Annotated in this window: 31 protein-coding genes; 15 read left to right on the top strand and 16 right to left on the bottom strand. The window is 71.4% G+C overall.

Annotation, left to right across the window (positions count from 1 at the left end):
- Positions 1-42: 42 nt before the first annotated feature.
- Complete coding sequence (locus WDW90_RS12710; RefSeq protein WP_336487750.1) at positions 43-336, top strand: DUF3572 domain-containing protein; 294 nt, start codon at positions 43-45, stop codon at positions 334-336.
- 62 nt (positions 337-398) lie between these two features.
- Here WDW90_RS12710 and WDW90_RS12715 read toward each other — a convergent pair whose 3' ends face one another.
- Positions 399-1,298, bottom strand: coding sequence for a cell envelope integrity EipB family protein (locus tag WDW90_RS12715; protein WP_336487751.1), 900 nt, complete (start codon positions 1,296-1,298; stop codon positions 399-401).
- Between the two features lie 251 nt (positions 1,299-1,549).
- Between WDW90_RS12715 and WDW90_RS12720 the strand changes: the two genes are divergently transcribed.
- From WDW90_RS12720 to WDW90_RS12740, 5 genes are all read left to right on the top strand, one after another.
- Positions 1,550-2,173 carry a ComEA family DNA-binding protein gene (locus tag WDW90_RS12720; protein WP_336487752.1) on the top strand — a complete coding sequence of 208 codons (624 nt, stop codon included), beginning with the start codon at positions 1,550-1,552 and terminating at the stop codon, positions 2,171-2,173.
- 102 nt (positions 2,174-2,275) lie between these two features.
- Complete coding sequence (locus tag WDW90_RS12725) at positions 2,276-2,491, top strand: hypothetical protein (protein ID WP_336487753.1); 216 nt, start codon at positions 2,276-2,278, stop codon at positions 2,489-2,491.
- Positions 2,488-2,976, top strand: coding sequence for a DUF3016 domain-containing protein (locus tag WDW90_RS12730; protein WP_336487754.1), 489 nt, complete (start codon positions 2,488-2,490; stop codon positions 2,974-2,976). Before WDW90_RS12725 ends, WDW90_RS12730 begins: the two co-directional genes overlap by 4 nt.
- An 88-nt stretch (positions 2,977-3,064) precedes the next feature.
- On the top strand, positions 3,065-3,913 hold the full coding sequence (locus WDW90_RS12735; protein WP_336487755.1) for a metallophosphoesterase family protein: 849 nt from the start codon (positions 3,065-3,067) through the stop codon (positions 3,911-3,913).
- A gap of 217 nt (positions 3,914-4,130) precedes the next feature.
- Entirely contained in the window at positions 4,131-4,676 is a 546-nt protein-coding gene (locus tag WDW90_RS12740; RefSeq protein WP_336487756.1) for a hypothetical protein, read from the top strand.
- An 88-nt stretch (positions 4,677-4,764) separates the two neighbouring features.
- Here the strand turns inward: WDW90_RS12740 and WDW90_RS12745 are convergent, their stop codons facing one another.
- The 3 genes from WDW90_RS12745 to WDW90_RS12755 form a co-directional block, all read right to left on the bottom strand.
- A complete protein-coding gene (locus WDW90_RS12745; protein ID WP_336487757.1) occupies positions 4,765-5,304 on the bottom strand; it encodes a GNAT family N-acetyltransferase in 540 nt (179 codons plus the stop codon).
- A gap of 75 nt (positions 5,305-5,379) precedes the next feature.
- Positions 5,380-7,728, bottom strand: coding sequence for an Orn/Lys/Arg family decarboxylase (locus tag WDW90_RS12750; RefSeq protein ID WP_336487758.1), 2,349 nt, complete (start codon positions 7,726-7,728; stop codon positions 5,380-5,382).
- 195 nt (positions 7,729-7,923) lie between these two features.
- Positions 7,924-8,112, bottom strand: coding sequence for a hypothetical protein (locus tag WDW90_RS12755; RefSeq protein WP_336487759.1), 189 nt, complete (start codon positions 8,110-8,112; stop codon positions 7,924-7,926).
- Between the two features lie 148 nt (positions 8,113-8,260).
- Between WDW90_RS12755 and WDW90_RS12760 the strand changes: the two genes are divergently transcribed.
- Both WDW90_RS12760 and WDW90_RS12765 read left to right on the top strand, forming a co-directional pair.
- The gene (locus tag WDW90_RS12760) at positions 8,261-8,470 is read left to right on the top strand and encodes a hypothetical protein (protein WP_336487760.1); all 210 of its coding nucleotides are present in this window, start codon (positions 8,261-8,263) and stop codon (positions 8,468-8,470) included.
- Positions 8,471-8,541: 71 nt separating this feature from the next.
- Positions 8,542-8,793 (top strand): hypothetical protein, encoded by a 252-nt coding sequence (locus WDW90_RS12765; protein ID WP_336487761.1) that lies wholly within the window; start codon positions 8,542-8,544, stop codon positions 8,791-8,793.
- Positions 8,794-8,871: 78 nt separating this feature from the next.
- Here the strand turns inward: WDW90_RS12765 and WDW90_RS12770 are convergent, their stop codons facing one another.
- From WDW90_RS12770 to WDW90_RS12780, 3 genes are all read right to left on the bottom strand, one after another.
- Positions 8,872-9,288, bottom strand: coding sequence for a hypothetical protein (locus tag WDW90_RS12770; RefSeq protein ID WP_336487762.1), 417 nt, complete (start codon positions 9,286-9,288; stop codon positions 8,872-8,874).
- A 248-nt stretch (positions 9,289-9,536) separates the two neighbouring features.
- A complete protein-coding gene (locus tag WDW90_RS12775; protein ID WP_336487763.1) occupies positions 9,537-10,088 on the bottom strand; it encodes a GlcG/HbpS family heme-binding protein in 552 nt (183 codons plus the stop codon).
- Between the two features lie 408 nt (positions 10,089-10,496).
- Entirely contained in the window at positions 10,497-10,724 is a 228-nt protein-coding gene (locus WDW90_RS12780) for a hypothetical protein (RefSeq protein ID WP_336487764.1), read from the bottom strand.
- Between the two features lie 168 nt (positions 10,725-10,892).
- On the opposite strand from WDW90_RS12780, the gene WDW90_RS12785 reads away from it, so the two are divergent.
- The 3 genes from WDW90_RS12785 to WDW90_RS12795 all read left to right on the top strand — a co-directional run bounded on the left by WDW90_RS12785 (position 10,893) and on the right by WDW90_RS12795 (position 11,911).
- Positions 10,893-11,072: a hypothetical protein gene (locus WDW90_RS12785; RefSeq protein WP_336487765.1), complete on the top strand. Its 180-nt coding sequence runs from the start codon at positions 10,893-10,895 to the stop codon at positions 11,070-11,072.
- Between the two features lie 105 nt (positions 11,073-11,177).
- Positions 11,178-11,435, top strand: a complete 258-nt coding sequence (locus WDW90_RS12790) for a hypothetical protein (RefSeq protein WP_336487766.1) — start codon at positions 11,178-11,180, stop codon at positions 11,433-11,435.
- Between the two features lie 239 nt (positions 11,436-11,674).
- Positions 11,675-11,911, top strand: a complete 237-nt coding sequence (locus WDW90_RS12795) for a DUF6894 family protein (protein WP_336487767.1) — start codon at positions 11,675-11,677, stop codon at positions 11,909-11,911.
- Positions 11,912-12,430: 519 nt separating this feature from the next.
- On the opposite strand, the gene WDW90_RS12800 is transcribed toward WDW90_RS12795, so the two are convergent.
- The 3 genes from WDW90_RS12800 to WDW90_RS12810 all read right to left on the bottom strand — a co-directional run bounded on the left by WDW90_RS12800 (position 12,431) and on the right by WDW90_RS12810 (position 14,898).
- Positions 12,431-12,742 (bottom strand): hypothetical protein, encoded by a 312-nt coding sequence (locus WDW90_RS12800; protein ID WP_336487768.1) that lies wholly within the window; start codon positions 12,740-12,742, stop codon positions 12,431-12,433.
- Between the two features lie 188 nt (positions 12,743-12,930).
- Complete coding sequence (locus WDW90_RS12805) at positions 12,931-13,707, bottom strand: Crp/Fnr family transcriptional regulator (RefSeq protein ID WP_336487769.1); 777 nt, start codon at positions 13,705-13,707, stop codon at positions 12,931-12,933.
- 246 nt (positions 13,708-13,953) lie between these two features.
- Positions 13,954-14,898 carry a PfkB family carbohydrate kinase gene (locus WDW90_RS12810; RefSeq protein ID WP_336487770.1) on the bottom strand — a complete coding sequence of 315 codons (945 nt, stop codon included), beginning with the start codon at positions 14,896-14,898 and terminating at the stop codon, positions 13,954-13,956.
- A 109-nt stretch (positions 14,899-15,007) separates the two neighbouring features.
- Here WDW90_RS12810 and WDW90_RS12815 point away from each other — a divergent pair, with 109 nt between their 5' ends.
- The gene (locus tag WDW90_RS12815) at positions 15,008-15,781 is read left to right on the top strand and encodes a GntR family transcriptional regulator (protein WP_336487771.1); all 774 of its coding nucleotides are present in this window, start codon (positions 15,008-15,010) and stop codon (positions 15,779-15,781) included.
- A gap of 13 nt (positions 15,782-15,794) precedes the next feature.
- Here the strand turns inward: WDW90_RS12815 and WDW90_RS12820 are convergent, their stop codons facing one another.
- Both WDW90_RS12820 and WDW90_RS12825 read right to left on the bottom strand, forming a co-directional pair.
- On the bottom strand, positions 15,795-17,738 hold the full coding sequence (locus WDW90_RS12820) for a DUF4214 domain-containing protein (protein WP_336487772.1): 1,944 nt from the start codon (positions 17,736-17,738) through the stop codon (positions 15,795-15,797).
- A gap of 178 nt (positions 17,739-17,916) precedes the next feature.
- Positions 17,917-18,480 carry a L,D-transpeptidase gene (locus WDW90_RS12825; protein WP_336487773.1) on the bottom strand — a complete coding sequence of 188 codons (564 nt, stop codon included), beginning with the start codon at positions 18,478-18,480 and terminating at the stop codon, positions 17,917-17,919.
- A 532-nt stretch (positions 18,481-19,012) separates the two neighbouring features.
- Here WDW90_RS12825 and WDW90_RS12830 point away from each other — a divergent pair.
- A complete protein-coding gene (locus WDW90_RS12830) occupies positions 19,013-20,542 on the top strand; it encodes a DUF2252 domain-containing protein (RefSeq protein ID WP_336487774.1) in 1,530 nt (509 codons plus the stop codon).
- A 20-nt stretch (positions 20,543-20,562) separates the two neighbouring features.
- Here WDW90_RS12830 and WDW90_RS12835 read toward each other — a convergent pair whose 3' ends face one another.
- The gene (locus tag WDW90_RS12835; RefSeq protein WP_336487775.1) at positions 20,563-20,859 is read right to left on the bottom strand and encodes a hypothetical protein; all 297 of its coding nucleotides are present in this window, start codon (positions 20,857-20,859) and stop codon (positions 20,563-20,565) included.
- Positions 20,860-20,919: 60 nt separating this feature from the next.
- Complete coding sequence (locus WDW90_RS12840) at positions 20,920-21,168, bottom strand: DUF6894 family protein (RefSeq protein ID WP_336487776.1); 249 nt, start codon at positions 21,166-21,168, stop codon at positions 20,920-20,922.
- Between the two features lie 205 nt (positions 21,169-21,373).
- Between WDW90_RS12840 and WDW90_RS12845 the strand changes: the two genes are divergently transcribed.
- Positions 21,374-21,670, top strand: a complete 297-nt coding sequence (locus WDW90_RS12845; RefSeq protein ID WP_336487803.1) for a hypothetical protein — start codon at positions 21,374-21,376, stop codon at positions 21,668-21,670.
- A gap of 34 nt (positions 21,671-21,704) precedes the next feature.
- Here the strand turns inward: WDW90_RS12845 and WDW90_RS12850 are convergent, their stop codons facing one another.
- Entirely contained in the window at positions 21,705-22,211 is a 507-nt protein-coding gene (locus WDW90_RS12850) for a YciE/YciF ferroxidase family protein (RefSeq protein WP_336487777.1), read from the bottom strand.
- Between the two features lie 170 nt (positions 22,212-22,381).
- On the opposite strand from WDW90_RS12850, the gene WDW90_RS12855 reads away from it, so the two are divergent.
- Positions 22,382-23,797, top strand: coding sequence for an FAD-binding oxidoreductase (locus WDW90_RS12855; RefSeq protein WP_336487778.1), 1,416 nt, complete (start codon positions 22,382-22,384; stop codon positions 23,795-23,797).
- Positions 23,798-23,803: 6 nt separating this feature from the next.
- On the opposite strand, the gene ligD is transcribed toward WDW90_RS12855, so the two are convergent.
- Entirely contained in the window at positions 23,804-25,519 is a 1,716-nt protein-coding gene (gene ligD / locus WDW90_RS12860) for a non-homologous end-joining DNA ligase (protein ID WP_336487779.1), read from the bottom strand.
- Positions 25,520-25,659 lie beyond the last annotated feature (140 nt).

The raw sequence follows: 25,659 nt of genomic DNA on the forward strand, positions 1-25,659 counted from the left end.
GACTCTTCGCCCGTCCAATCGCTTTGTAAGTGACACATGTTGATGAAACGCAAATCCGTTCAAGACGATGAATCCGCTCTGTCCCTCGCGGTCGAGGTCCTCGGCTGGCTCGTCGCCGACGAGGAGCGGCTGTTCCCGTTCCTCAACGCGAGCGGCCTGACGCCCGACAATCTGCGGGCGAGCGCCCGCGACCCGGGTTTCCTCGCGGGCGTGCTCGATCACGTGATGGGAGACGAGGCGGTGCTGACGGCCTGCGCGGATGGGCTCGGCGTTCCGCCGGAGAGGATTGCGACCGCCTGGCGCCGCCTCGGGCCGCCGGAGCCGGAGGATTTCTGAGGGCGGCGCCGGGAGCGCAGCTGCGCCTCCGGGACCGGCGCAGGATCTCCGGCGCTTCGCTCTCACGGCGTGCAGGGCGCGCCCTCGACCTTCTCGATATCGAGGCGGGTCATGTCGCCCAGGATGGCGAAGTCGCCGTAATCGAGCTTGAGGTTGCCGCTGACGCCGTTCTCGTAGAGGTCGAAGGTGAGCGTGTAGATCGGCGTGCGCTCCCCCTCCCCTTGCGTGAAGTAGCTCAGCGTCACGGGCCAGTGCGGCACGACGGCCATGGGGCCGTCCCGCAGGGGCCTGTCGCGCTCGCTGCCCGCCGCGCTCGTGGGCGCCGCGCCCTGCGACGTCGCGGCCTGGCGACCGATGACCGCCAGCGTGTCGTAGATCTTGCGGCCGTCGTCGGACCCGTCGAACACCTTGGCCGAGAGCGTGGTCTCGCCCGCGCGCGCGGCCTCGACCAGGCGACGCATGTGGAGGCTCGGGAACAGGACCGCGCCCGCGTCGCCGATCTGGTCGCGCTTGGGCTCCTTCAGCCTCACCTTGAGCCCGCCGGCCCCAGCATCGGCGGTGCCGTCGATCGAGGGGCTCGCGACGCCGTTCAGGACCGTGGTGGTCTTGAAGCGGAAATCGTGGCCGTCGCCGCTCTCGAAGGTGGTGTTGCGCAGGTCCGAGGTGCGGCTGCCGGTCTCGCCGCTCTCCAGCATTGTGACCTGCCGGGTCTGCATCGTGTAACCGCGGCAGGCGTCGCCCTTGAAGTCGATCACGATGCGCCCGCGCGCGCTCTCGACGGCGCGGGCGCCGCCGCTCGAGGAGAGCGCGAGGTCGTAGACGGCGCGGTGGCTCGCGAGCGTCACGGGCGCGGCCTTGGCCGGCTGGCTCTGTGCGGCGGGTGGGGCGGCCGAGGGCGCCGCGAGGGCGGCGCCGCCGAGGCTCGTCGCGAGGAGGCAGGCGGAGGCGAGGCGCAGCGTCATGGAATCTCCTGGATGGCCCCACGGGGCGGGGGCGCGGCGTGGGCACCGTGCCGAGAGATAGGTTTGCGCCGGAAACCGGGCAATGTTCGGGCCAGTTCAGCGGTGTCCGGCGGCCTCAAGCCGGAGCGGCGCCGCGAGGGCGGCGGCCCCGCGCCAGCATCCTGGGGGTTCATCGCCGAGGCCGGTTTGCGGCCGATGCGATTATCCTTATGTTAAGGAACGCAGAAAATTCCGTGATCGGGGGAGGCGCGATGCTCAGCGGCTCGGCAGTCTTGCGGGTCTCTTTGCTGCTCGTTGCAGCCGGCTGCCTCGCGGCGCTCGTCCAGTTCTACTGGCCGCATTCGGCCGTCGAGACCGCGCCGGCCCCGCGCAGCGCCCCGCCCGCGCGGCCCGTGCCGGCCGAGCCGCCGCGGGCCGAGATGCGCCGGGTCGAGCCGCCGCCCGCCGCGACGGCTCCGCCTCCCGTGCCGGCGCCGGAAGCGAGGCCGGGGGATCCGGCCAAGTCCGCCCAGGCCGCCCCGCCTCCCGTCAGCCCGCCTCCCGTCAGCCCGCCTCCCGCCAGCCCGCCTCCGGCCGAGCCGGCTCCCGCCCCGCCCATCCCGGCCGCGCCGGCACCTGCCCCGCCGCCGGCCGCGAGCATCGAGCCCGGCGAGACCGCTCCCGGCGAGCCGGACGCGCCCGCGCCGCGGGCGGTGGCGCTCGTCGACCTCAACACCGGGACGCTCGCGGAGCTGAACCGCCTGAAGGGCGGCGGCAATATCGGCCGGGCCATCATCCAGCGCCGCCCCTACACCTCGGTCGACCAGCTCCTCAGCAAGCGCGTGCTGAGCCGGGCCACCTACGAGCGAATCAAGGATCAGGTGGTGGTCCAATGACGGGCGGCCGGACCCGGCCACCGGCGCTCTGGCGCGGCCCGATCCGGATGCCTATGGTGCTCGCCCGCACGATCGACCCGTCCACAGGCCGAGGATTGTAGCATGTTCACCCAAACCGGCAGCGCGATCCTGCGCGATGACCTGGGCGTTCAGGAAACGACCGAGACGGACAACGTCGTCCGCTGGGACGGCGAGCGGCTCTACGTGGAGCACGACGTCTACCACAACGGCCAGCTCGTCCATCGCAAGTACCGCCGCAACGTCACGGAGCCCGTCGCGCGGGCGCTCCTCGCCCTGATCAACCGCACCACGCAATGAGGGCGGCGGCCCGGCTCGTCGGGCTCGGGCTGCTCCTGCCGGGCCTCGCGGGCCCGGCCGCCGCGCAGGTCAGAGTCCTGTACGTCGCGCCCGAGCGCTTCACCGATGCCGAGAACAGGATCGCGTCCGGCCAGCCGCTGCGGGCGACGCTCGCCGAGATGACCCGCATCCTCGAGGATCTCGGCCGTCGCCGCCTCGGCTCGGGAGAGAGCCTGGAGATCACGGTCCTCGACATCGACCTCGCCGGGTTCGAAGAGCCGGGCCCGCGGATCCCGACCGTGCTGCGCGTGGTCCGGGACTCGTCGCCGCCCCGCATCCGCCTCGCCTACGTGCTCCGGCGCGGCGGGCGCGTCCTGGCCCGGGGCGAGGAGACGCTCACCGACATCAACTTCCTGCTCAATTCCAACCCGCGCTTCTCCTCCGGCCCGCTCTACTACGAGCGCGCCCTGCTGCGGGACTGGTTCGCGCGCCGCTTTCCCGGCTGAGGCCGGCACGCGCCCGCGCATCCGCGGGCCGATTGCGCTGTTATGCTCCCGCCGGGCGCGCGAGGGCCGGTGCAGGAGGCCAGACCGCATGAGACGCATCGCCCAGATCTCCGACCTGCATTTCGGCCGCACCGACCCGGCCGTCGTCGAGGGGCTCGTGCGCGAGCTCAACGAGGATCGGCCGGACCTGATCATCGCCTCGGGCGACTTCACCATGGCGGCGCGGCGCGTCGAGTACCGGGAGGCCCAGCATTTCCTGAACCGCCTGCCGAAGCCGTGGATCGCCGTGCCGGGCAACCACGACATCTCGCCCTTCCACCTGATGCAGCGCTTCGTGAGGCCCTTCGCGCGCTACCGCCGCTTCATCGCCGCCGACACGCAGCCGACCTACCAGGATGACGAGATCGGCGTGGTCTGCCTCAACACGGTGCGGACCTGGGCGCCGGAGCGCGACTGGTCGCAGGGCAAGATCCACCGCTGGCAGATCGCCGGCGCGGAGGCCCGGCTCAGGACGATGCCCGCGCACCTGTTCAAGATCGTGGTCGGCCACCACCCGTTCATGCCGCCGCCCTGGGACGAGGAGGCCCGCCTCGTCGGCCGCGCCGACAAGGCGCTCGCCGCCTTCCGGCGCTCCGGCGTCGGACTCACGCTCGCCGGCCACCTGCACCGGCACTACGCGCGCTTCGCCGAGGCCGACGGCGCGGGGCCGGAGCGCGTCGCGGTCGATCGCGGCAGCATGCAGGGCGGGCGCGGGCGGCTGCTGGCCGTGCAGGCGGGCTCGGCCACCTCCACGCGGCTGCGCGGGAACGAGCCCAACGCCTACAACCGCATCCGCATCGAGGACGGGCTCGCCACCGTGACGGTGCGGCTCTGGAACGGCCGCCACTGGCAGGATGCGGAACAGGTCTCCCCCCGCCCCGGCCGCGAGCCCAGCTGAAGGCCGCCTCGCCGCCGGTGCGAACCGATCGTTTGAAGTCATACGAAAGAGAGGTAAAAAAGACGATCAACATTTGTTAGGGACGCTACTGTACGGAGCAAACATTCCTGCATCGTCTTGATATTGACACAAATCAACACCCAAAAATTGTCTGTCCGAACATGGCATTGAGCCGTGAAGATTGGGTCATTGCGTCTCGATTGCATTGGAGCGCTCCATGAAGACACTGCGAATGGCGGTCGCTGCGGCAGCACTCGGCTGTTTCATGGGGATGCCGAGCGCGGAGGCCGCGCAATGCCGGCCGGGCAAGCTCTATCGACCCTCCCGCGGCATCTGCGTCACGGAGGCGGCGTTCCGGCGCGACGTCGGGCGTGTCCATCGGCACCGGGCGACCCGGCATGCGGGCCGCCGGCACGAGCGGGTGAAGGTGGTCTACGTCGAGCGGAAGGTGCCGGTCTACGTCGAGCGCGAGGCGCCGCATCCTGCGCCGGCCGAGGCCGCCAAGGCGCCTGCCGGGCCCGTCAAGGCACCGGCCGAGTCCGTCAAGGCGCCGGTCGCCGCGACGCAGACGGCGGCGGCCGTGCCGCCCGCGCCGGTTCCCCCGGTCGCGTCGCCGCAGGCCGCCGCGCCCGCCATGGCCGAGGCCCGGCCGCCCGAGGCGGAGGTGCGGACGATCGCCGCCGCCATCCCGTTCGAGACGGTCGGCAAGCAATCCCTCAACCCGCTGCCGCCGAGATCCCGCGGCTGGGAATGGGTGCGGTAGAGCGTGTTGCGGACAGTGGGATCCGTTTTTTCGAGAGCGTCATGCGATCGGGGAGATCCGGCAGCCTCGACCGCCCGTACGGCTCCGCTCAGCCCCCCGTCCAATCGTGGCCCGCGATCACCGCCTCGGCCGGGCGGCGCCAGGTGGCGGGCTGGTCGGCCGCGCCGGTTCCGAGGGGGCATTGCACCATGACGCTGTCGCACCAGCGCCCGAACCGGTAGGCGACGGCCGGCAGGCGGCCGACGCGGGCGAAGCCGCAGGCCTCGTGGAGGCGCAGCGACGCCTCGTTCTCGGCGTCGATGTAGCCGATCATCTGCCGATAGCCCCCGGCCGCGCAGGCCTCGACCAGGGCCGGCAGCAGGCGGCGGCCGATCCCGGCCTGCAGATGCTCGCGGTGCACGTAGATCGAGTGCTTGAGGGTGTAGCGATAGGCCGGGCGCTTGCGGAACGGTACCGCGTAGGCGTAGCCGGCCACGACCCCGGCACGGTCCGCGACGAGGTGGGGCAGGCGCTTCTTGCGCATGCTCTTGCGCCGCTGCTTCAGGTCGTCGGGCATGAGGCGATCCTCCTCGTAGTCGCCGACATCGCCGAGGCCGCGCCCGATATGGTGGGCGTAGATCGCCATCATGGCGGGGACATCGGCATCCGAGGAGGGGCGGGATCACGATGTCGGGGCCGTGGCGCCCCGGCAGCCCGCCATCCATCAGGCGCCCTCGCGCAGCACGTAGGTGTGGAAGCGGATCCGCCCGTCCGGATCGACCTCGCGGTAGACGCCTTGGATCTCGGCCTCGAAGCCCGGGAACAGATTCGCGGCCCGCTCGAACATCTTGAAATAGTCCAGCATGGGCTTGGCCCGCGCGTCGAGACGCTCGCCGGGCAGCACCGTGCCGATCCCGGGCGGGTAGACGAGAAGCAGGGTCGTCGCCACCCGCCCCTCGGCTTCCGCGATCGGCACGTAATCGACCCGGTTGCGGGTCAGCATCTGGGCGGCGTCCTTCGGCGCCATCACCATCTCGGGCAGGTGCCCCGGCTCGAACTGGCGGCGCTGGAGCGCGCTGGTGCCGGCGTCCCGGTGGAAGGCGTGGAAATCCGCGCAGAGGTCGCGCAGCCGCACGCCGCGATAGCGGCTCGGGCGCCGCCGGACGAAATCGGGCATGGCCTCCTCGAGCGGCACGTTGTCGTCGTGGAGCCGCTTGAAGGCGACGAGGCCGGAGATCAGCGTGCCGGCCTTCGACGATTCCACGCCCGGCGTCAGCAGGAAGAGGAGCGAGTTGAGGTCGTTCTTCTCGGGAACGATCCGGTTCTCGCGCAGGTATTGCGCCACGATGGGGGCCGGCACGCCGTGCTCGGCATAGGCGCCCGTCGCCCGGTCGAAGCCCGGCGTCAGCACCGTGAGCTTGTTCGGGTCGGTCATCGCGTAGCCCGGGCCGACATGCGTGAAGCCGTGCCAGGAGGCGCCCGGCGCCAGTTCCCAGTGGCGCGGCTCGCTCGCGAGCTCGTCCGTCGAGAGGCTCTCCCAGGGCACCTCGGCCCCGTCGGCGCCCCGCACCACGTCCGGCACGAAGGGGTCGAAGAACCAGCGCTCGCGCGGATCGCCGCCCTCCTTCTCCTCGAACTCGCGGCGGATCGCCCGCACCTTCTTGCGCCACTCGATGCCGAGCCGGATCGTGTCGTCCCACAGGATCATGCCGGAGCGCCCCTTCATCATCTGGGCGCCGACGTCGAGGGAGGCGAAGAGGGGATAGAAGGGCGAGGTCGAGGCGTGGACGAGGAAGCTCTCGTTGAGCCGCCTGTGCTCGACGCGCCGGGTCTGGCCGCGGATGTGGCTGTCCTTGGTGTGGATCTGCGAGGCCTGGGAGAAGCTCGCGAGCTGCTTATGGGTCGATTGCGTGGCGATGATGCCGGGCGCCGTCTCGTCGAGGCCCTTGAACCCCATCGCGAAGCGGCCGGCGAAGAGCGGGTGGAACTTCATGAAGCCCGCCCAGGCCTCGTCGAACAGGATGTAGTCGCACAGGTGCCCGATCCGCTCCAGGATCCCTTGCGCGTCGTAGATCGTGCCGTCGTAGGTGCATTGCTCGATCACGGCGACCCGGAACGGGCGCTCGCGGCGCCACGCCTCCCTGTCCCGAACGAGCGGGTTCAGCCGGATCTTCTCGCGGATCGCCGCCTCGTCGAGGGCTTCCGCGTAGATCGGGCCGATCAGCCCATAGGCATTGCGGTCGGTCTCGAGGAAGATCGGGATGCCGCCGCCGAGGAAGAGGGCGCCGTGATGGGCCGCCTTGTGGTTGTTGCGGTCGAACAGGACGAGGTCGCCCTCGGCCACGAGCGCCGAGAGCACGATCTTGTTCGAGGCCGAGGTGCCGTTGAGGACGAAGTAGGTCTTCTCGGCGCCGAAGATCTGCGCGGCCTCCTTCTGCGCCTTCAGCGCCGGCCCTTCGTGGGTCAGCAGATCTCCCAGGTCGAGGACGGAATTATCGAGATCATCGCGGAAGATGGCTTCCCCGAGATGCTCGACGAAAATACGCCCGATCGGCGAGCGATTGTAGAAAATGCCGCCGTTGTGGCCCGGGCAGGTCCAGAGCTGGTTGCCCTTCTCGGCATAGTCGACGAGCGCGCCGAAGAAGGGCGTCTTCAGGGTCTCGGCGTACTGCGTGACGCGGGAGACGAGGCCGCGGGCGATGAATTCCGGCGTCTCCTCGGCGAGGAAGATGTAGCCGTCGATGAAGTCGAGGAGCTCGACCGGGATGTCCTCGAGGCGCTTGCGGCGAACCATGATGACGATCGGCATCTCGAGGCCGCGCCTGCGCATCATGTTGATGAGCGCCGCCGCCTTGCCGTCGAGGCCGCGCTTGCCCCAGTCGACCACCATGCAGCCGATGGCGGCGTCCGTCTGCACGGCGATCGCCGCGTCCTCCACGCGCCGCGCCCGCACCACCTCGAATCCCCGCCCCTCGACCGCGGTCACGATCTGCTGGACGCGCACGCCTTCGAGGTCGTCCGGATCGAAGTTCGGCGCGCACATCAGCACCGTGAAGCGGCGGTGGAAATCCATGAATCCGAGGTTCCCTGATCGTCGAGGCGCGCACCCTCGGGCGGGTCTGTGACGCTCGGATGACGGGCGGGCATCCCGACGCGGCCGGAGCGCTCCCGGAGCGAGGCCCGGTCGGGTGGGGCCGCGCCCCGCGTTGCCGATGCCGCACGCTCCCCGGTTCGAACCGGCATCCGCTTCGGCGGGGAGCGCGAGGCGCTACCGCCGCGCGGCGACCTTCTCGGCCTCCCGGGCGAGCCGCAGGGCGCGCAGGCGCTGCGTCTTCGCCTCGACGGCGGCCTGCGCCGCGTCGTGATCGGCCCAGGCCGCGGCGCCCGCGATCTCGCGCTCCTGCTGCTTCGCGGCCCGAGTTTCGGCCCTGTCGCGGATGCCGCTGTCGTTCGCCATCTCGGCTCCTCTTCTGGATCGTGTCGGCGGGATCGTGGCGGGAGAAATAGGGCGCGGGCACGAAAAGGCTCGCCCGAACCCGCCCGGCGCCCGGAACCGGGCTCCGCCACGCGCCTTCTCCATGCAATTGTTGGTTGAGGAGACCGCGATGGATCGAGAGCCGAATGCCCCGCAGCGCCCGCACGCCTCCGCCAGTGCGGCCAGCTCCGACAGGGAGGGCCCGGCGGAGGCCGCCCCCGGTCCCCATTCCCCGCCGCCGGCCACCTCGGATCGGGGCGGCCCGCAGAGCGGCGGCTACGAGGAGGGCCAGCGCGACCGCACCCGGTCGAATCGGAAGGGCGGCTACGGCGCCGGCTGAGCGCGGTCCCGGCCGTCGAGCGGTCGGGACCCGGCCGAGCGGCAACGGATGACGGGCGTGAGGAGAGACGGATGATCCTGGGCGTGACCGGTCTGCACGGATTGGAGCAGCTTTTCGTGGCCGAGCCGATCGCGCCGGGCGAGTTCGGCGTGGCGGTCCGGCAGGGCGGCGATCAGATCGTGCTGATCCGGTTGCGGGACGGCTCAGAGGCCGACGCCCGCGAGCTGGCGGCACTGCTCACGCGGCGGGTGCGCGCCGTGATGACGCCGTCGGTGGTCCAGGCCATGCTCGAGGAGGCGATGGCCGAGCCCGGCCCCGCCTGACGCTGGGGCCGCAACCCGGCACCACGATGCCGCGCCGGACCGGATGCCGTGCCGCGCAGCCCTCTCGGAAGCCGCCCCTCAGCATCCGACGCACACGGGCCTGGCCGCGTCGATGCCCGCGCGGAGAAGCTGGCTCATCCGCGCATCGCGGTCCCGCTCCCGAGGATCGCCGTCCGGCTCGGGAGCCCGTTCGGGGAAGGGCGCGCCGTCCGGTCGCGGATCGCCGGCCGCCTTCCGGAAGCGGCTCGCCAGCATCGAGGCCTCGGAGAGATCAGCCGGGCGCTGCCGCTCCCAGCCCGCGCGCGCGATCTCCGACCGCCGCAGCGCGGCGATCGGATCGATCCCGGAGCTGGGTTCCCAGAGAGGGGCGGGCACGGCGCGGCCCGCGCGGTGCCCGACTGCCCGATGGGATAGGAGGATCGTGCCGGGCTGCGCGCCCCGCGGAAGGGACGCGTATTGCGCCGGCCCCTTGAACAGCACCGAGCAGCCGCTCATCAGTATTAGGACGGGAAGCCCGACCAAGATCCGTAGCACAGCCATACCCGCAAACCTGGGGGGCGGGGTTAAGCTTGGCAATTCAACGGGGCGTTTCATCACCAGCCGCGTCGAGTTTTCCTGACTTGGTGCGAAACCGCGCCACTCGCCACGGCGGCGCGGGTCGGAGCCGCCCGCGCGCCTCGGGAAGCCGCGCCTCGGCACTGGCTCCGTCGGCACCGGGACGGTCCGGCGCAGGCGCGGCGGTCTTACTTGAGCGTGTCGGCGCCGACCTTGCAGATCAGGGCGTCCTGGTCGCCCGTGCCGCCGCTGCAGCCGATCGCGCCGACGATCTTGCCGTCCTGCACCAGCGGGAAGCCGCCGGGGGACGCGGCGAGCAGCGGGTCGAGGGTGCCGATATAGGGATGGCCGGTCTCGAACTGATTGTAGAAGACGCGGCTCTCCCGGCGCCAGCGGGCCGCCGTCCGGGCCTTGTTCTGCGAGATCGTGATCGAGGCGAGCTGCGCGCCGTCCATCCGCACGAAATGCAGGAGGTCGCCGTTCGGGTCGACCACGGCGATGTTCATCTTCCAGTTCCGCTTCCTCGCCTCGGCCTCGGCCGCCGCCAGCGCGTCCTTGGCCCGGTCGAGCGAGATGGGCGCCCCGTAGGGCACGTCGTAGGGCATCTTGTCCGGGGTCCCGCCCGAGGGCGGCTGCGCGGGCGGCGGGGCGGCCGGCGGCGTGCCGGGCTGCTGCGCGAGCGCCTGGCCGAGCGTGAGAACGAGAACCGCCGGTACGGCGGCCCAGAGCGAGGCGCGCATGGTCATCTCCCTGTCGCCGCGGCCTCATGGAGCGGGCCGCTGGCTCGGGCATGCGAGCGCAGAGCCGCGACATCTGTCAAGCCGGAACAACTTGCAATCGAAGACAGATGGGCGCCTCCGTGAACGGCCCCGAAAGCTGCCAGCCCGCCGCCTCGACGGTCGAGGCTGCAGCGATGACAGTCTTCGGCCTCCCGTGATTCCTTCATTCCGACGGCTCTGTCGCCGACGCTGCATCGGGTCCGGGCTGTGAACGTTGCGGAACAGGCTAAGGTTCGCGGCCGACAGGCCGGGAGGATGCGGATGAGGGGTTTGTGCGGGGCACCGCTCGCGTGGGAGCTGCTTTCTTGGGCGCTGCCGGGGCCGGCGCTGCCCGGGGCGGAGTGAGGCGTCTCGGCCGGGTCGGGCCGGTCAGCAGCCGCGGCAGACGCCGCCCATGGTCCGCTTCATCTTCGCATCCCAGGACTTCTGCTGCTCGGCCCTGTCACGGCCGAGCTTGTCCATCTCGGCCTGGTTCTTCTGGACATCCGGGCTGCCGGGATCGCCCACGGTCGCGGGCGTCGGCTGCCGGTGCGCAGGCGCGGGCGCGGCCGCCAGGGGGCCGCCGAGTAGGAGGAGAACTGTCGGGACGCGCAGCATGAGCCGCCTCCGGAATGGCGCCGGGACGCATCCTAGCACCGGAGCGCGGAACGTGCAGGCTTCCGGCCGATCCGTACGGCCGCGGAGGCGCCTCCCGACGCTTGCCGACCCGCTGGCGGGGCCTATCATCACCGTGAGTGTGTCGAACGACGAGGGAGGCGTGGGGCGATGGCATTCTTCGTGGGCATTGGCGGCCCCTGGATCGTGCTGATGATCCTCGATCTGCTGGCGACGAAACGGACGCTGGACCTGTCGCCCTCGGAGCAGGCCCAGGGTTGGCAGCGGCGGCTGGAACATCTTCTGCGCAGGCGCGAGACCGCGCCGCGGCCGGCCCGGCTGCCGGGCTGACGCCCGTTGCGGGCGCGATCCGGAACGGACGGACGCCGGCAGGGTGGCCTGCGCCGCGCCGTTCCGGTCCGACCCGGGATTCGAGACGAGCCAGGGGAGACGGGATTGGCGGCGAGCAATCGGCAGAATACCGAGCTTCTGTTCACCCTCGCGGATGCCACGTGGCGCCGGGCGATCGCCGATCGGTTCGGCGAGGAGGCCGTGGAGACCTACCGCTACCGGCAGGCGGGTCGCGGCGAGCCCGGCACGGCCCTGCGCCGGGCCTACAACATGCGCGAGCGCGCCTACCAGTTCTGGCTTCGCGCGCGCGGGCTCGGCGATGTCCGACACGCCCCGCGCGTGACCGGCCAGCGGGAGCGCTAGCCGGAGGCATGCCGCCGCAGCCCATCCTGCGCGCCTTCCCGGTCTAGGCCGGCCGCACCCACGCCGGCATGCGTGAAGGTCAGAGGTCGCGCGCCGTTGCTTTAAGCCCTTTGCGCCCGCGCCGCCGTTGCCGTGAACCGAAAGGGGACTTTACAGGAGCCCGCATCGGCTCGCCTGATAGAGGGAACCGGGGCGCTCGTCCGAGCCCTCGCCATCCGGACCCGAGGCGATGACGACCCATGCCGCAGCGCTACCACTTCAGGTTGGTTTGTGCCGATGCGACGATCGAGGATCCGATCGGGGTCGAGGCCGACAGCCTCGAGGTCGCGCAAGAGGAGGCGCTCGCGGCCCTCGAGGAGATCTGCGCCAATGGTGAATTGACGGAGGAAGCCGGGCGATGGCACCTTGAGATCCGGAGTGCCTCAGGCGCGCTGCTGCGCTCCATTCGGCTCGACGAGTTCGGCCTGCCTTCCTGAGGGGATCTTCAGCAGGATCCGGCGGACATGCGCACGGACGGCCCGCGACTTTGACTCACTCTCCGAGAGTTGCTCCGCTCCCAAGGCGTGCTCAGAGAGGAAAAATTCGCTGAGCTGCTCCGCGTCCCCGGACAACATGGCCGCATTCTCCGACTTCAGCCGAATCAGGTCTTCTGCATCAGTTCCGGAAACTACGGGTATGTTGTTTGCTGAGCAAATGTATTCATCGCACCAAGCTGGATAAGCGGCCCCGTTGACTTGGCCGGGAGCCGTCGCGTCACGTTTCGTGCGGCTACCTCCTTTGCGCCCGCGCCGGCTCCTTCTGAGCGGGCCGTGCCGTGTTGCGCAAGACTGTGCACGGGCGCAGCATCATCGCACGAGACCAATTCCCCTGCGTCTCGTCTGCAGCACTGAACCCCGCAGGCTGGGGGGCCTGCGGGGTTTTTCGCGGCCTCTCGCTACGCCCCGGCCAGACTCGAGCCGGTCGCCGACGGGTCCCGGGACACGATCGCGGCGCGGCTACAGGATCCTCTGGTGATACCCCCGCCTGCGGACAAAGGCCGGCCACCATCGCGCGCGGCCGGCCCGGACGGGGGCGAGCGCCGGGTCGGTCGCGGCTGCGGCGAGGCCGATACGGTGATCCTCGATCAGGCGGAGGGTTCGCCGCATCGCCGTCAGGATCTGCGCCGCCATCAGCCGGTGCCCTTCCCGGGCGCAGTCGCGGTCGATCTGGCGCCGGCGCGCCTCCGCCTGGGCGATGAGCCGCGCGCCCTCGGCGAGGTAGCGATCCACCTCCGCGATGTCGTGCGACCGGTCGAGAGCGACACCCATGCATCACCGTCTCGCACCGGTGGTCCGGCCGGCGCAACGACATGCGTTGTCTCGGGGCATGCGCGCCCGGATCCGTACCGATCACCGCCCCGGCGCGGGGCAAGACGGGCTTCGAGGCAGGCTGACAGACTCGGATGCCGCGAGGCGAGATCGGCGGCTCTGGTGCCGGGCGACGCGGCCGGCCGGGTTCACCCGATGCAGCGCAGATGCAGGTAGGCCGGATCGAACGCCACGAAGGCTTGCAGCCGCGGATGGTCGAGGATCGTCAGGGCCCGGTCGTGGCAGGCGATCAGGCCGGCCGCCGCCAGTTCCGCCACGATGCGGTTCAGAAGGACCGGCGAGACGCCGAGCGTATCGACGAGATCCTCGCGGCAGAGCGGCAGGCGCCGGCCCGCTTCCACGGCATGGCCGGCGGCCCGCAGGCGCGCCGACACTTCGCAGAGCAGATGCGCGAGGCGTTGGGCCGCGCTGCGGGTGGCGAGGCTGACGATCCATTCCCGGGCCGTGCTCACCTCCGCCAGCATCGCCCAGGTGAGGGCCTGCCTGATTCGGGGATGGTCCGCCTTCAGCCGCTCGAGCGTCTCCGCCGGGACCGACGCGATCGTGCAGTAGGACAGCGTCATCACGCCGTGATCAGCCCCATTGGCGAGGCCCGCCTGCGGATCGTGCAGATCGCCCGGCAGGAGAAGGGCCGTGATCTGGCGCCGCCCGGCCTGCGTTTGCCGGTAACGGCAGGCGAACCCGTCGAGAAGGGCGAGGCCGCCGCAGCTTCGCCCCCCTGCCTCGACGAGGCGCGTGCGCGGCGCGGCGCGCTCGGACCTGCCCAGGGCCGCGAACAAGGCTGCGGCCTCGGCGTGGTCGAGGTCAGCGCCGTGCCCGAGCTTCGCGACCACCGCATCGGGCGTCGCGACGCCGAGCGCGGCGCTCGCGAGCTTGCGGGTCGCTCCGGGATCCACGCCGATCATACCGCCCTCGCGAACTTGGCCGCCACCGATCATCAACGCGGATCGGCGCAGCGTCACGCCCCGTCGCGTCGCCCGCCGACCCGAATGCGGCACCGAGGTGCCATGGACTTTTTTGGATACTTTATGGCACTGTAGACCGAGTCGTGGCGGCCGTAAAGCCAAGTCCTCGTCGATCTGGGCAGATGAGGCACAGCATCGGGAACGGCCGGTGCTTGCGTCGGATCGGAAACGTACGATGACGTCAGATCAAGTGCAGTCCAGTACCGGCATCGCGACGAGGAATCGCTCCAGCGCCTCGCGGGTCGGAAGCGCGTCGAAGACGCCGAGCGACCGGACCACGAGGGCGCCGCAGGCCGCGCCCCGGCGCATCGCCTCGGCGAGCGGGCGCTTCTCCGCCAGGGCCACGGCGAGGCCGGCCGCGAACCCGTCACCGGCGCCGAGTGCGTCGACGGCCGTCACCGGGAAGGCGGCCTGGCGGACGGGAGCTCCGTCCGCCGGAAAGGCCGTCGCGCCGTCGGCCCCGCGCGTGATCACGACGAGGTCCGGGCCCTGCTCGCGGATGCGGGCGGCCAGAACGGCGTCGCCGGCGGACGGCATGCCGCTTGCCGACGCGAGCGCCGCCGCCTCGCTCGCATTGACCACGAGGATCGACGTGTTTCGCAGAATGGCGTCCGTGACGATCCGGAACGGGGACGGGTTGAGGAGTGTCGCGCGGCCGGCGCCCCGGGCGATCCGGAACGCCTCGGCGATCGCGCCGTCCGGAGCCTCGAATTGAGCCAGCGTCAGATCCGCCCGCTCGAGGCCGGACGCCGCCTGCCGCAGGCTCGCCGCGTCGAGATGACGGTTCGCGCCGGGGAAGACGGCCAGGCAGTTCTCGCCGTCGTCCTGCGTGAAGCCGATCCCGGCGCCGGTCTGCGCCTCGAAGCGGCGGAGCATCGAGGCGGGAAGGCCGGCCCGGGCGAGGGCCGGCTCGGCGAGACCGGCAAGGGGGTCGTTGCCGACCGCCATGATCCCGTCCACCGCGGCACCGAGGCGATGCGCGGCCACCGCCAGGTTGAGTCCCTTGCCGCCGGCCTCGAAGGTGAAGGCCGAGGCTTCGAGGGACTGACCGGCCTCCGGCAGGCGGGCCACCCGCACCGAGCTTGCCGCGACGAAGCTTCCCACCACGAAGATCCTGGCTCGGCGCGGCATCGATCCTCCCTGGCCCGGCGCGTGGCCAGCGCCCGTCGGGACGCGGGCATTCCCGCCTGGGAAACACCGGCGCCGCGCCCGGTCGGGGGGCCGGTCGACGGCGGTCAGAATGGCCTCTGAGGCAGCCGAGCCGCAACAGGCCCAGCTCGCGAGCCGGCTCCGGCTGCGCGCCGATACGGCGCAGCCGATGTACCGGCAGCTCGAGGTCCAGCTCCGGCAGATGATCTCGCAGGGGCTGCTTCCCGCGGGCGCGACGCTCCCGGCCGAGCGGGTGCTCGCGGACGCGCTCGGCGTCAGCCGGACCACCGTGAAGCGCTGCTACGGCGCGCTGCGCGACCAGGCGCTGCTCAGCGCGCACGGCCGGCTCGGCTTCGTGGTCGAGGGCGGGCGCAAGCCGCTCAACCCCGGCATGGACCGCCTCAAGGGCTTCACCGAGGAGATGCGGGAACTCGGCAAGGTGCCCTCCTCGCAGATCCTCGAGCGCGCCGCCGGCCCGGACCGGGCGATCGCCTCCCTGTTCGGCACGCCCTCGAACACGCCCTTCCTCAAGCTCGTGCGGGTGCGCAGCGGGGATGGCCAGCCGCTGTCCCGCGAGATCGCCTGGTACGATCTCGGCGCGGCGCCGGCTCTCGCGGATGCCGACCTCTCGGGCTCGGTCTACGCGGCCCTGGCACAGGAGGGCGTGGCGCTCACGCATTGCGAGCAGACCATCGAGGCCGCCTTCCCGACGCCCGAGGAATGCGCCCTGTTCGGCTTCTCCGAGCCGGTTCCCTGCCTCCTGATCAAGCGACGGTCGCGCAACGCGGCCGGGCGGATGATCGAGTATGTCGAGGGCCTGTTTCGCGGCGATTGCTACGCCTACCGCCTGAACCTGCGCACCTGACGCCGAGGGCGCCTCACGCGAGGTGCCAGCCGCTCTCGATCACGCCGACGAGATGCACCTGCGCCTCCGGGCTCTCGGCGACCGCGAGCGCGACGTCGGCGCGCGCCGTGCCGTGCTGGAGCGCGTCCAGCCAGTGCTGCAGGCCGCCCGCGTCCACGGTCCGGCCGAGGGCGTTGGCGTAGAGCCCCGCGACGAAGGCCGCGTCGCCGACGCCCGCGAACTTTGCCTGCGCCTCGCTCGAGGCGAAGAACTGCCCGGCGAGGTTCGCGAGGCTCGTGCCGTGCAGGACCGCGCTCGTGTTGGCGGCGAGGCCCGCGGCGTCGGGGGCACGGCCGAGGATGCCGTAATAGAGCCGCGCGACGTTCGCGGCATTCGCGTCGGGCACGAACAGCCCGGCGTCGAGCACGCCCTGGAGGCTCGACAGGTGCTCGGGCGAGAAGGTGAAGCCGAGGGCCACGTCGGCGCGCGCGGCGCCCGCGCCGAGTTGGCCCGTCCAGTAGCTCAGGCCGGCCGCGTCCGAGTGCCGGTGCAGGGTCGTCCCGTAGAGCTGCTCGACGAAGGTGGCGTTGTCGAGCGCGCCGGCCCGGGCCTGGCCCTCCGGCGATGCGAGGAAGCCCTGCGCGACGGCCTTGACCGAGGTGCCGGCGCCCAGGACGCTCGCCCAGTACTCGAGCCCGAGCGGGTCCGGCGCGCGCCCGAGCAGCGCGTCGTAGAGGGCGTAGACCTGACCGCCCGCGCTCGCGGCGGCGTGCGTCACCGTGCCGAAGGAATTGGACGCCGTGCCGACCGGCCCGCCGACGGCGATGTCGAGGCTCGAGGAGACGGTGCCGCCGCGCCCGTCGGAGACCTGGAACGCGAAGACGTCGTGCACGACCGTGCCGGTCGCCGGTGCGGAGCCGGTGAGCGCGTAGCCGTAGTTCCCGTCGGCGTTGAGCGTCAGGGTGCCGTATTGCCCGGCCACGCCCTGTCCCGGCGCGGAGCCCGCTCCCACGGCGCTGACCACGAGGGCGTCGCCGTCCGGATCGCTCGCGCCGGCCAGCACGCCCTGCGCGGCGCCGACCGCCAGCCCCGCGCCCGCTGCCGCGGACGCCGAGACCGCTCCGGCCACCGGCAGCCGGTCCAGGGTGATGTCGAGGCTCGTGGTCGCCGTGAACCCGTTGGCCGTTGCCGCGTAGGTGAAGTGATCGACCGGATGGCTGCCCACGGGCGCCGCCGCCAGATTGCCCGGCGTGTAGGTGAACGAGCCGTCGCTTCGCAGCGTCAGCGCGCCGTAGCTGCCCGCGACGGGCTGGCCCACCTTGGCCGCCGCGCCGTTGACCGCCGTCACCGACAGGGCCGCGCCGCTCGATGCGGTGTCGTTGGCCAGCACGCCCGCTCCCGCCTGCGACAGCGTTCGCCCGGCGACCGCGGCGTAGCCGTCGGCTCTCGCGGTCGGCGCGGTCGCCGTCGCGACCGGCGGCCCGTAGAGAGCCTGGATGCCGCTGATGTCCGAGGCGACGAGGTCCGTCACCGAGGTGTTCAGGTAGGCGTTCATCACGGCGGGCGCGGCGTTGTAATGGTCGAGCCCGAGCGCGTGGCCGATCTCGTGCAGCGCCACCACGAACAGGTTCAGGCCGCTTCCGCTGAACACGTCGCTGCCGACCGCGCGCCAGTTCTCGCCGCTGTCGAAGGTGACCGTGGCGGAGACGAAGCTCTGGCCGGAATAGGTGTAGTTCGTCTGGCCGAGGATGTTGTTGAGCCCGTCGATATAGGCGTTGCTGAAGTCGATATTGGCGGTCGCCGTCGAGGCGACCTGCTGGAAGGTCAGGTTGGCGCGCGAGGCCCAGTCCGCGAAGGCGGCCTTGATCTCGGCCACGAAAGAGGCCGGGACCGAGCCGTCGACCGCCCAGGAGACGACGGCTCCCGTCCCCGCCGGCCCGCTTCCCCAGCGCGGCCCCTCCAACGCGTACGCTGCCATCACCCGTCCCCCAAGCACCGATCTCACGGTGCGTTCGAGGGATTAACGAGGGCATAATCGCGGCGGCTCGGATGGGGATGACGACAAACCGGCATTCGCCGGCGTCCTGCGGCGCTCCTGCAACAGCAACGCAAGGTCACGCATCGGCTCGTGCTGTCGGATCGCCCGCTCGGTACCTCTAATTGTCGAAAGGCCCGATCATGTCGTCCTCATCGTAGGGCGACCGCCTCGGCTGCTCGTAGGGCCAGGCATCCGGCGGGCCGATCAGCACCGGGGCGTCCGGCCTCCGGCCAACCCGCCGCCGGCTCGCGACAGTCGCGAAACCGGGGCCGGCCTCGTTCGTGACGACGATCCGCGCACCGCCGGCCTGCTGGACCATCTGGAAGAGCTGCCGGGCATGGCCCGGGCTCAGACGCACGCAGCCGTGGCTCGCGGGCCGGCCGAGCTGCGCGATCGATGTGGTCCCGTGGATCGCGTAGCCGCCACGGAAGAACAGGGCGTGCGGCATCGGCGCGTTGTCGTACTTGCGCGAGTACCACGTCCGCTCCATGCGCTGCACGCGATACATTCCGGCGGGCGTGCGGTAGCCCGGACGCGCGGTCGAGACCGGCCAGGAATAGGCCGGCACCCCGTCGACGATCACCGTCATGCGCTGGCTGGCATTGTCGATGCGCGCGACGATCCCGGCCTTGGCGGGGGCGATGGCCGCGACGGCGGCGAGGGCGAGGACGAGCAGGCGCATGCGGGCCCCGGGGCGGAAGCTTCACGGGAGACCAACCCGCCGCGCACGGCCCAGTTTCGCCCGCGCCAAGTTCTCCACAAGCTTCTGGACCACCACGGCGCAGGCGGGCCGTCCGCACGCCACGACGCGGGCTGCCTCAGGGCCCGATCGCGCACCGGTCCGGCCGCATCGGCGGGATCAGCGCGCCCATATCGAGGCACGGACGTGCCCGGATGAGGGAAATACCATCGGTGCGGGCACCGGGAGGACAAAGCACCGCGGAAGCAGGACCTCGCGGCCGGCCACTCAATCCGCCAGAACTGCGAGCAGCGAAAACGTTCCGGCGATCGCGACGTTGCCTGCGATGATGGCGGCGAGAATGATCATCTATTTTGAAACTCCGTGATACCTGGGTCTTCAACGCCTACGGCCACGTTTCGTTGCTCGTGGCAATCGCACACATGGCGGCTGCCGGCACGCTCCAACGCCGCAACTTTCCAACCGGCGCCGGATTAAATATCCCGTGCGTTCGTAGTTCGCGCCACGAGGCTCCATGACCGTCGCCCATGATCAGGATGCCGGCCGGCTCCGGCCCGACATGGACGCCGAAGCGGTCGATGCCGCCCCCGTCGCGACCGAACAGGCGCAGGCGGAGGCAGCCGAGACCGTTCTCGAGCCCCTGGCGGATTTCCCGCATATCGACCTGCGCATTCCCGGGGAGCCCTGGACCAACAGGCGGGCGGCCGGGAAGGTGCTGCGGGGCGCCCTGCCGCTTGCCGCGCACGCCGCCTGGTCGCCGCCCGGGGACCGTCCCGACCCGGTCTCGCTGATCGAGCGGGCGCATCGGGGGCGTCAGGAACACCTGATCCCGTTGCGGGTCGCCCGCATGGCGTCCTCCCCCTTCGCCTTCCTGCGCGGCGCCGCCCACGTCATGGCCTGGGATCTCGCCCACATGCCCGATACCGGGATCCGGGTCGTGCTCGACGGAGACGCCCACATCGCGAATTTCGGCCTGTTCGGCACGCCCCAGCGGGACATCGTCCTCGACCTCAACGATTTCGACGAGGTGACGATCGGTCCCTGGGAATGGGATCTCAAGCGGCTCGTCGCGAGCGTCAACGTGGCGGCGCGCACGCACGGCGTCGAGGCGCAGGCGCGCCGGCTCGCCGTGACGGCGACGGTCGCGGGCTACCAGCACACGATGCACGACCTCGCGCCGCAGGGCTCGCTCGATGTCTGGCACCAGGCGACGCGCGCGGACACCCTGAGCTTCGTCGGCATCGCGATCGACGAGGCGTCGCGGGCGCTCGTCGACAAGGCCGTCGAGAAAGCCCGCAAGCGCAACAACAAGAGCCTGCTCGAGCAGGTGGGCGAGCGCCGCGTCGACGGCGGCTGGCGCTTCAGGGAGGAGCCGCCCATCCTGATGCGGGTCGACGACGCGACCCGCGAGGCCGTGACCACGGGCCTCGAGCACTACGCCGAGACCCTGCCCCGCGAGCGGCGCTTCATGCTGAGCCGCTACCACGTCGTCGACGTGGCGCATCGCGTCGTCGGCGTCGGCAGCGTCGGCACGCGGGCCTACGTCGCGCTCCTGTGCGGCAATTCCGATCAGGACGCGCTCTTCCTGCAGGTGAAGGAGGCGGTGGCCCCCGCCCTCGCCCCCTACCTGCCGGGCATGCCCGAACCCTACAGCTCGCACGAGGGCGAGCGCGTGATCTACGGCCAGCGCCTGCTGCAGGGGGTCGGCGACCCGCTGCTCGGATGGACCACGGTCGAGGGCCGCCCCTTCTACGTGCGCCAGATGAAGAACATGAAGGGCGACATCCCGGTGAGCTGCATGACGGGCCAGCCGCTGCAGTTCTTCTCCTGGGCCTACGGCGCGCTGCTGGCGCGGGCCCATGCCCGCACCGGGGATGCCGCAGCGATCGCGGGCTATTGCGGCGGGATCGGCAAGACCGGCCTCAGCGAGGCGCTCGCCGAATGGGCCGAGGCCTATGCCGATCAGAACGAGGCGGATCATGCCGCCCTCGTCGCCGCCGTCGCGTCGGGCCGCCTGGAGGCGGCCGAGGATCCGCACGTCTGAGGGCGAGCCGCCGCTGCGGCTCAGGCCGCGAGCGTCAGCGGGATGTCGCCGGCCCGCTCCGGGCAAAGCCCGAGGAAGACCCGGACCTCGTCGAGCGAGGCGAAGGGCATGAAGTCCGGCTGCAGCGGCGCGGGCAGCCCCGCGAAGGTCAGCCCCGGATAAGTATCGGGATGCGGGTAGAGCTGATATGGCGCGCCCTCGTGCGCGGGCGGAAACAGGATCGCCGCCTTCCTCGTGCCGAGCCAGACGAGGCTCGTCGTGCTGTAGGTCAGGGTCTCGATCCGGTAGGCGTGTCGTCTCGGCATCGTCACGGCCATCGCGCGGTATCCTCGGGAACGGAGCTTGCGGGTATCTGTGCTGAGGGCGGGATCGCCGCGTCAGGCGGCGAGCGGCGTGTCCCGCACGTCCCGGAAGGGCAGCATCAGGACCCGGCGGCCGTTCGGATCGTGCACGTCGACGATCCATTCCGACCAGTCGAGACCGCGTCCGACATAGGCCATCGCGTATCGCGCAGCCTGTTCGGCGTACCGCCCCAGCTGAGCCTCAGTCGGCACATCGACGCCTGCCGTATCGATGATCGCCACCTGTCCGTCCGTGCAGTGGAACCGAAATGTCCGCGCGGCCATCGACTGCCTCCAGGATGCGGCGGGCGCTGCCTTGCTACGGAGAAGCTTGCTCGCCCATTTTGTTCTACTTTTGTTCTTATACCGGAACGTCCGTGAGTTTTCCACAGGTCCGGCGCAAATGCCGCAGGCCGCCGTGCGGCGTCGAACCGACACGGCCGGCGCCGCTGGGTTCCGCATCCCACGCCCGCCGCCCGCGTTGACCGCGATGACGCTCGACCAGTTCCGTGCCTCGCTCGCCGCTGACGCGCCGCCCGCGCTGCCGCCGCCGCTGAGCGCGCTCTGGTGGGCCGGACGTGGGGCCGAGGGTTGGGCGCGGGCGCATGCCCTCGTGCAGGACGAGCCGGGCGCGGAGGCGGCCTGGATCCACGCGCACCTGCACCGGGCCGAGGGCGATCTCGGCAATGCGGGCTACTGGTATCGCCGTGCGGGCCGGCCCGCAGCGGCGGGCGACCTCGCGGCGGAGCGGGACGCCATCGCGGCGGCGCTGCTCGCCCCGCGATAGCGCCGCCTCCGCGAGGCGCCCGGACGGCTTCTGCTCAGGCGGCCCGCGCCGGCCCGCCGGTATTGGCCTGCCGCTCGGCGATCTGCGTCAGGAGCTGGTCGGTGCGCTTCTCTTCCTGCAGAGTCTCGTCGAGGAGCTTGGCGGCATCCTTCAAGCCGAGCTGGATCGCCCAGGTCTTGAGGGTGCCGTAGCGGGCGATCTCGTAATGCTCGACGGCCTGGGCGCAGCCGATCAGCACGGCGTCACCCGCCGCCGTCTCGCCGAAATCCTCGAGGTCCTCCTCCATCTCGGCCGAGAGTCCCTGCATCGCCTCGCAGGTCTTGCCGCGGGCGGCCTTGCCGAGGATCTCGAACACCTGCTCAAGGCGGGTGACCTGGTTCGCGCTCTCCTCGGCATGCGTCTCGAATGCCCGCTTCAGCTCGGGCGTCTTTGCCGACTTGGCGGATTTCCTGAGCGCCCGGACCGACTGCTTCTCGGCGTAGAACACGTCCTTCAGGGTCTCGTAGAAGGCGTCGTTCAGGGTCTTGTCCTTGCTGGCCATGGCTGTCCTCCTGTTTGCGGCGTTCCGCGTCCCGCGCGGGAATCCGAGAACGCCTCAACCAAAAGTTGGGTCCCGCTTCGCTGTGGACGGACGGCGCACTCTTCCTCGGCGGGAGGATGACGGCTATGCCCGGCCCCGAAACGGCTCGGGACTGTCTCGAAGAGGCCACCATGACTGCACCGCTCGCCGCCGAGGCCGCGAGGCCGAGCCGAACCGCCGTGGGGGCCGCCGTCGCGGCTCTCGAGGCCCGCTTCGGGAACCGGGTTGCCACAGGCCAAGCCCTGCGCGAGCAGCACGCGAGCAACCTGACCTGGGTGCCGAACCAGCCGCCGGACGCGGTGGTCTTCCCCGTCGACACCGCCGAGGTGCAGGCGGTCGTGCGCCTCTGCGCCGAGCACCGCGTCCCGGTCATCCCCTTCGGCACGGGCTCGTCGCTCGAGGGGCACGTCAATGCGCCCTACGGCGGCGTCTCGGTCGATCTCTCGCGGATGGACCGAGTCCTCGCCGTGCATGCCGAGGATCTCGATTGCGTGGTGGAGGCCGGCGTCACCCGCAAGGCACTCAACGCGCACCTGCGCGACCAGGGCCTGTTCTTCCCGATCGATCCCGGCGCCGACGCCTCCCTCGGCGGCATGGCGGCGACGCGGGCATCGGGTACCAACGCCGTCCGCTACGGCACCATGCGCGACAGCGTGCTCGCCCTCACTGCCGTTCTGCCGAACGGCGAGGCGATCCGCACCGGCAGCCGCGCCCGCAAGAGCTCGGCGGGCTACGACCTGACCCGGCTCCTCGTCGGCTCGGAGGGCACGCTCGGGATCATCACGGAGATCACCCTGCGGTTGAGCGGCATCCCGGAGGCGATCTCGGCGGGCATCTGCCCGTTCCCGAGCATCGGCGCCGCCTGCGACGCCACCATCCTGACGATCCAGTCCGGCCTCCCGGTGGCGCGAATCGAGCTCCTCGACGAGGTGCAGGTGCGGGCCTGCAACGCCTACTCGAAGCTCGCCCTGCCGGAGACCCCGCTGCTCCTCGTGGAGTTCCACGGCACCGACGCCTTGGTGCGCGAGCAGGCGGAGCGCTTCGGCGAGATCGCGGCCGATCAGGGCGGCGGCCCCTTCGCCTGGGCGACGCAGGCCGAGGAGCGCACCCGCCTCTGGCAGGCCCGCCACGACGGCTACTGGGCGGCCATGAGCCTGCGGCCCGGCGCCAAGGCCATCTCGACCGACGTCTGCGTGCCGATCTCGCGCCTCGCTGAGTGCGTCGAGGGCTCGAAGCGCGACATCGCCGAGAGCGGCCTGATCGCCCCGATCGTCGGGCATGTCGGCGACGGCAACTTCCACTGCCTCCTGCTCGTCGATCCCGAGGATCCCGGGGAGGTCGCGCGGGGCACGGCCCTGATCGACCGCATGGTCGCGCGGGCGCTCGCCATGGAGGGCACCTGCACGGGCGAGCACGGCATCGGCCAGAAGAAGATCCGCTTCATGGCGGACGAGCACGGGCCGGGCGCCCTCGACCTGATGCGCGCGCTCAAGCGCACGCTGGATCCGCACGGCATCATGAATCCCGGGAAGGTGCTGGACGCCTGAGGACGGTCACCGCCGCGGCAGGCGCTGCGGCGCGCCGGCCCAATCGGTCGCCGGCAGGCCGGCGCCCTCCAGCACCCGGGCCACCGTGAAGGCCTGGGCGGAGTCGATCCCGTCGAGGTCGTCCCAGCCGACCGGCATCGCCACCGACGCCGCCGGCTTGGCGCGGGTGGAGAACGGCATCACGGCCGTCAGCCCGCGCTCGTTGCGCAGGTAGTCGACGAAGATCCGGCCCGCGCGGTCGGCCTTCGCCATCTCGGCGGTGAAGCGCTCCGGCGCGTCCGCCGCCAGGGCCTGCGCGAAGCGCTTGGCGTAGCCGCTCGCGGCCGGCCAGTCGGCGCCCGCGAGCGGGACGACGACGTGGATGCCCTTGCCGCCCGACAGCATCGGCCAGGCGGCGATGCCGTCGCCGCCGAGGCGGTCCCGGATCAGGCGCGCGGCCTCGACCACGAGGCCGAAACTCACCGACGGGTCGGGATCGAGGTCGAACACGAGGCGGTCGGGGGCCTCCAGCGCGCCGGCCCGCGCGCCCCAGCCGTGGAACTCGAGCACGCCGAGCTGCAGGCAGGCGAGGATGCCGGCGATATCCTCGACGAAGACGTGCTCGTGCTCCGCCCCGGAGGTCTCGGTGATCCGGACGCGGCGGATCGCGTCGGGAAAGCCCGCCGCCGCGTGCTGCTGCACGAAGCAGCGCTCGCCGACGCCGCGCGGGCAGCGGATCAGCGTCAGGGGCCGCTCCCGCAGGTGCGGCAGCATCCGGTCGGCGACCCGCTCGTAATAGGCGACGAGGTCGCGCTTGCTGACCCCGGCGTCCGGGTAGGGCTCGCGGTCCGGGCTGCTGATCCGGATGCCGTGCACGGTGACGCTCGCGCCGCTGCCCGAGTCCGTCCTCGCGCGCGAGGCCGTCCCCTCCTGCGTCTTGGCGAGCGTCGATGCCGCGGCGGCGGCCTCTCGGCCGGCCGGCCTCGGCGCCCGGGCGTCCCGCGCCTTGCCGGCCGGATCCGGCCGACCCGCGATCGCCTCCATCGAGCGGCCGGTCTTCACGCTCGCGACGTGGGTGGCGGTGAGGCTGTCGGCCTCGCCCGCCTCCGCGTCGTCGAGCTTGCGCAGGAGCCAGTTCTCGCGCTTGTCCGACCGAAGCTTGGCCGAGCGCATCCGGATCAGCATCCAGGCCCCGCGCATCCGCTCGCCCCGGAGGTGGAAGCGCAGCTTGCCGGCCTCCAGGCCGGCCCGTGGGTCGCCGTCGGGGATCCAGGTGCCGCGGTCCCACAGCATCACGGTGCCGGCCCCGTAGCTGCCCTCCGGGATGGTGCCCTCGAAGTCGCCGTAGGAGACGGGGTGGTCCTCGGTGCGCACGGCCAGCCGCTTCTCCGCCGGGTCGAGGCTCGGTCCGCGCGTCACGGCCCAGCTCAGGAGCACGCCGTCGAGTTCGAGGCGGAAATCGTAGTGCAGCCGGGTGGCGGCGTGCTTCTGGACGACGAAGCGGCCCTTGCCCGCAGGCTCAACTTGCCCCGGCGGCTCGCGCGTCCGCCTGAAGTCGCGCTTCGCGTTGTAGGTGCTCAGCCGATCGGCGGGTTCGTCCGATGCCATGCTCGCGAGACTCTCGTGGATCGTCATGCGCTTAACATCGGACCCGTCCGGCCTTGTTCCGTGCCGACCACGTGGCAGCGGATCGGCGCGTCCGTGGTCGATGACCGGCACGTCCGGAACGGCAAGACCCGACATGATGCAGTATCGTGCCAAAGGGTCGAACGTCGTTGCATTGCCTTGCAGAGAAACCGTCATGCAACGGCAGCAAGTGAGGCGGCGGAAGCACGTTTTTCCCGTTCGACCGGCAAGCTTCTCCTGGGTTTCCGTCCCGCAAC

The sequence above is a fragment of the Methylobacterium nigriterrae genome (assembly GCF_037106235.1).
Classification (GTDB): Bacteria; Pseudomonadota; Alphaproteobacteria; order Rhizobiales; family Beijerinckiaceae; genus Methylobacterium; species Methylobacterium nigriterrae.

Coding starts and splice junctions, on each gene's coding strand:
- WDW90_RS12710 (WP_336487750.1), top strand. CDS start 43: ATGAAACGCAAATCCGTTCAAGACGATGAATCCGCTCTGTCCCTCGCG.
- WDW90_RS12715 (WP_336487751.1), bottom strand. CDS start 1,298: ATGACGCTGCGCCTCGCCTCCGCCTGCCTCCTCGCGACGAGCCTCGGC.
- WDW90_RS12720 (WP_336487752.1), top strand. CDS start 1,550: ATGCTCAGCGGCTCGGCAGTCTTGCGGGTCTCTTTGCTGCTCGTTGCA.
- WDW90_RS12725 (WP_336487753.1), top strand. CDS start 2,276: ATGTTCACCCAAACCGGCAGCGCGATCCTGCGCGATGACCTGGGCGTT.
- WDW90_RS12730 (WP_336487754.1), top strand. CDS start 2,488: ATGAGGGCGGCGGCCCGGCTCGTCGGGCTCGGGCTGCTCCTGCCGGGC.
- WDW90_RS12735 (WP_336487755.1), top strand. CDS start 3,065: ATGAGACGCATCGCCCAGATCTCCGACCTGCATTTCGGCCGCACCGAC.
- WDW90_RS12740 (WP_336487756.1), top strand. CDS start 4,131: ATGAAGACACTGCGAATGGCGGTCGCTGCGGCAGCACTCGGCTGTTTC.
- WDW90_RS12745 (WP_336487757.1), bottom strand. CDS start 5,304: ATGATGGCGATCTACGCCCACCATATCGGGCGCGGCCTCGGCGATGTC.
- WDW90_RS12750 (WP_336487758.1), bottom strand. CDS start 7,728: ATGGATTTCCACCGCCGCTTCACGGTGCTGATGTGCGCGCCGAACTTC.
- WDW90_RS12755 (WP_336487759.1), bottom strand. CDS start 8,112: ATGGCGAACGACAGCGGCATCCGCGACAGGGCCGAAACTCGGGCCGCG.
- WDW90_RS12760 (WP_336487760.1), top strand. CDS start 8,261: ATGGATCGAGAGCCGAATGCCCCGCAGCGCCCGCACGCCTCCGCCAGT.
- WDW90_RS12765 (WP_336487761.1), top strand. CDS start 8,542: ATGATCCTGGGCGTGACCGGTCTGCACGGATTGGAGCAGCTTTTCGTG.
- WDW90_RS12770 (WP_336487762.1), bottom strand. CDS start 9,288: ATGAGCGGCTGCTCGGTGCTGTTCAAGGGGCCGGCGCAATACGCGTCC.
- WDW90_RS12775 (WP_336487763.1), bottom strand. CDS start 10,088: ATGCGCGCCTCGCTCTGGGCCGCCGTACCGGCGGTTCTCGTTCTCACG.
- WDW90_RS12780 (WP_336487764.1), bottom strand. CDS start 10,724: ATGCTGCGCGTCCCGACAGTTCTCCTCCTACTCGGCGGCCCCCTGGCG.
- WDW90_RS12785 (WP_336487765.1), top strand. CDS start 10,893: ATGGCATTCTTCGTGGGCATTGGCGGCCCCTGGATCGTGCTGATGATC.
- WDW90_RS12795 (WP_336487767.1), top strand. CDS start 11,675: ATGCCGCAGCGCTACCACTTCAGGTTGGTTTGTGCCGATGCGACGATC.
- WDW90_RS12800 (WP_336487768.1), bottom strand. CDS start 12,742: ATGGGTGTCGCTCTCGACCGGTCGCACGACATCGCGGAGGTGGATCGC.
- WDW90_RS12805 (WP_336487769.1), bottom strand. CDS start 13,707: ATGATCGGCGTGGATCCCGGAGCGACCCGCAAGCTCGCGAGCGCCGCG.
- WDW90_RS12810 (WP_336487770.1), bottom strand. CDS start 14,898: ATGCCGCGCCGAGCCAGGATCTTCGTGGTGGGAAGCTTCGTCGCGGCA.
- WDW90_RS12815 (WP_336487771.1), top strand. CDS start 15,008: ATGGCCTCTGAGGCAGCCGAGCCGCAACAGGCCCAGCTCGCGAGCCGG.
- WDW90_RS12820 (WP_336487772.1), bottom strand. CDS start 17,738: ATGGCAGCGTACGCGTTGGAGGGGCCGCGCTGGGGAAGCGGGCCGGCG.
- WDW90_RS12825 (WP_336487773.1), bottom strand. CDS start 18,480: ATGCGCCTGCTCGTCCTCGCCCTCGCCGCCGTCGCGGCCATCGCCCCC.
- WDW90_RS12830 (WP_336487774.1), top strand. CDS start 19,013: ATGACCGTCGCCCATGATCAGGATGCCGGCCGGCTCCGGCCCGACATG.
- WDW90_RS12835 (WP_336487775.1), bottom strand. CDS start 20,859: ATGGCCGTGACGATGCCGAGACGACACGCCTACCGGATCGAGACCCTG.
- WDW90_RS12840 (WP_336487776.1), bottom strand. CDS start 21,168: ATGGCCGCGCGGACATTTCGGTTCCACTGCACGGACGGACAGGTGGCG.
- WDW90_RS12845 (WP_336487803.1), top strand. CDS start 21,374: ATGACGCTCGACCAGTTCCGTGCCTCGCTCGCCGCTGACGCGCCGCCC.
- WDW90_RS12850 (WP_336487777.1), bottom strand. CDS start 22,211: ATGGCCAGCAAGGACAAGACCCTGAACGACGCCTTCTACGAGACCCTG.
- WDW90_RS12855 (WP_336487778.1), top strand. CDS start 22,382: ATGACTGCACCGCTCGCCGCCGAGGCCGCGAGGCCGAGCCGAACCGCC.
- ligD (WP_336487779.1), bottom strand. CDS start 25,519: ATGTCGGGTCTTGCCGTTCCGGACGTGCCGGTCATCGACCACGGACGC.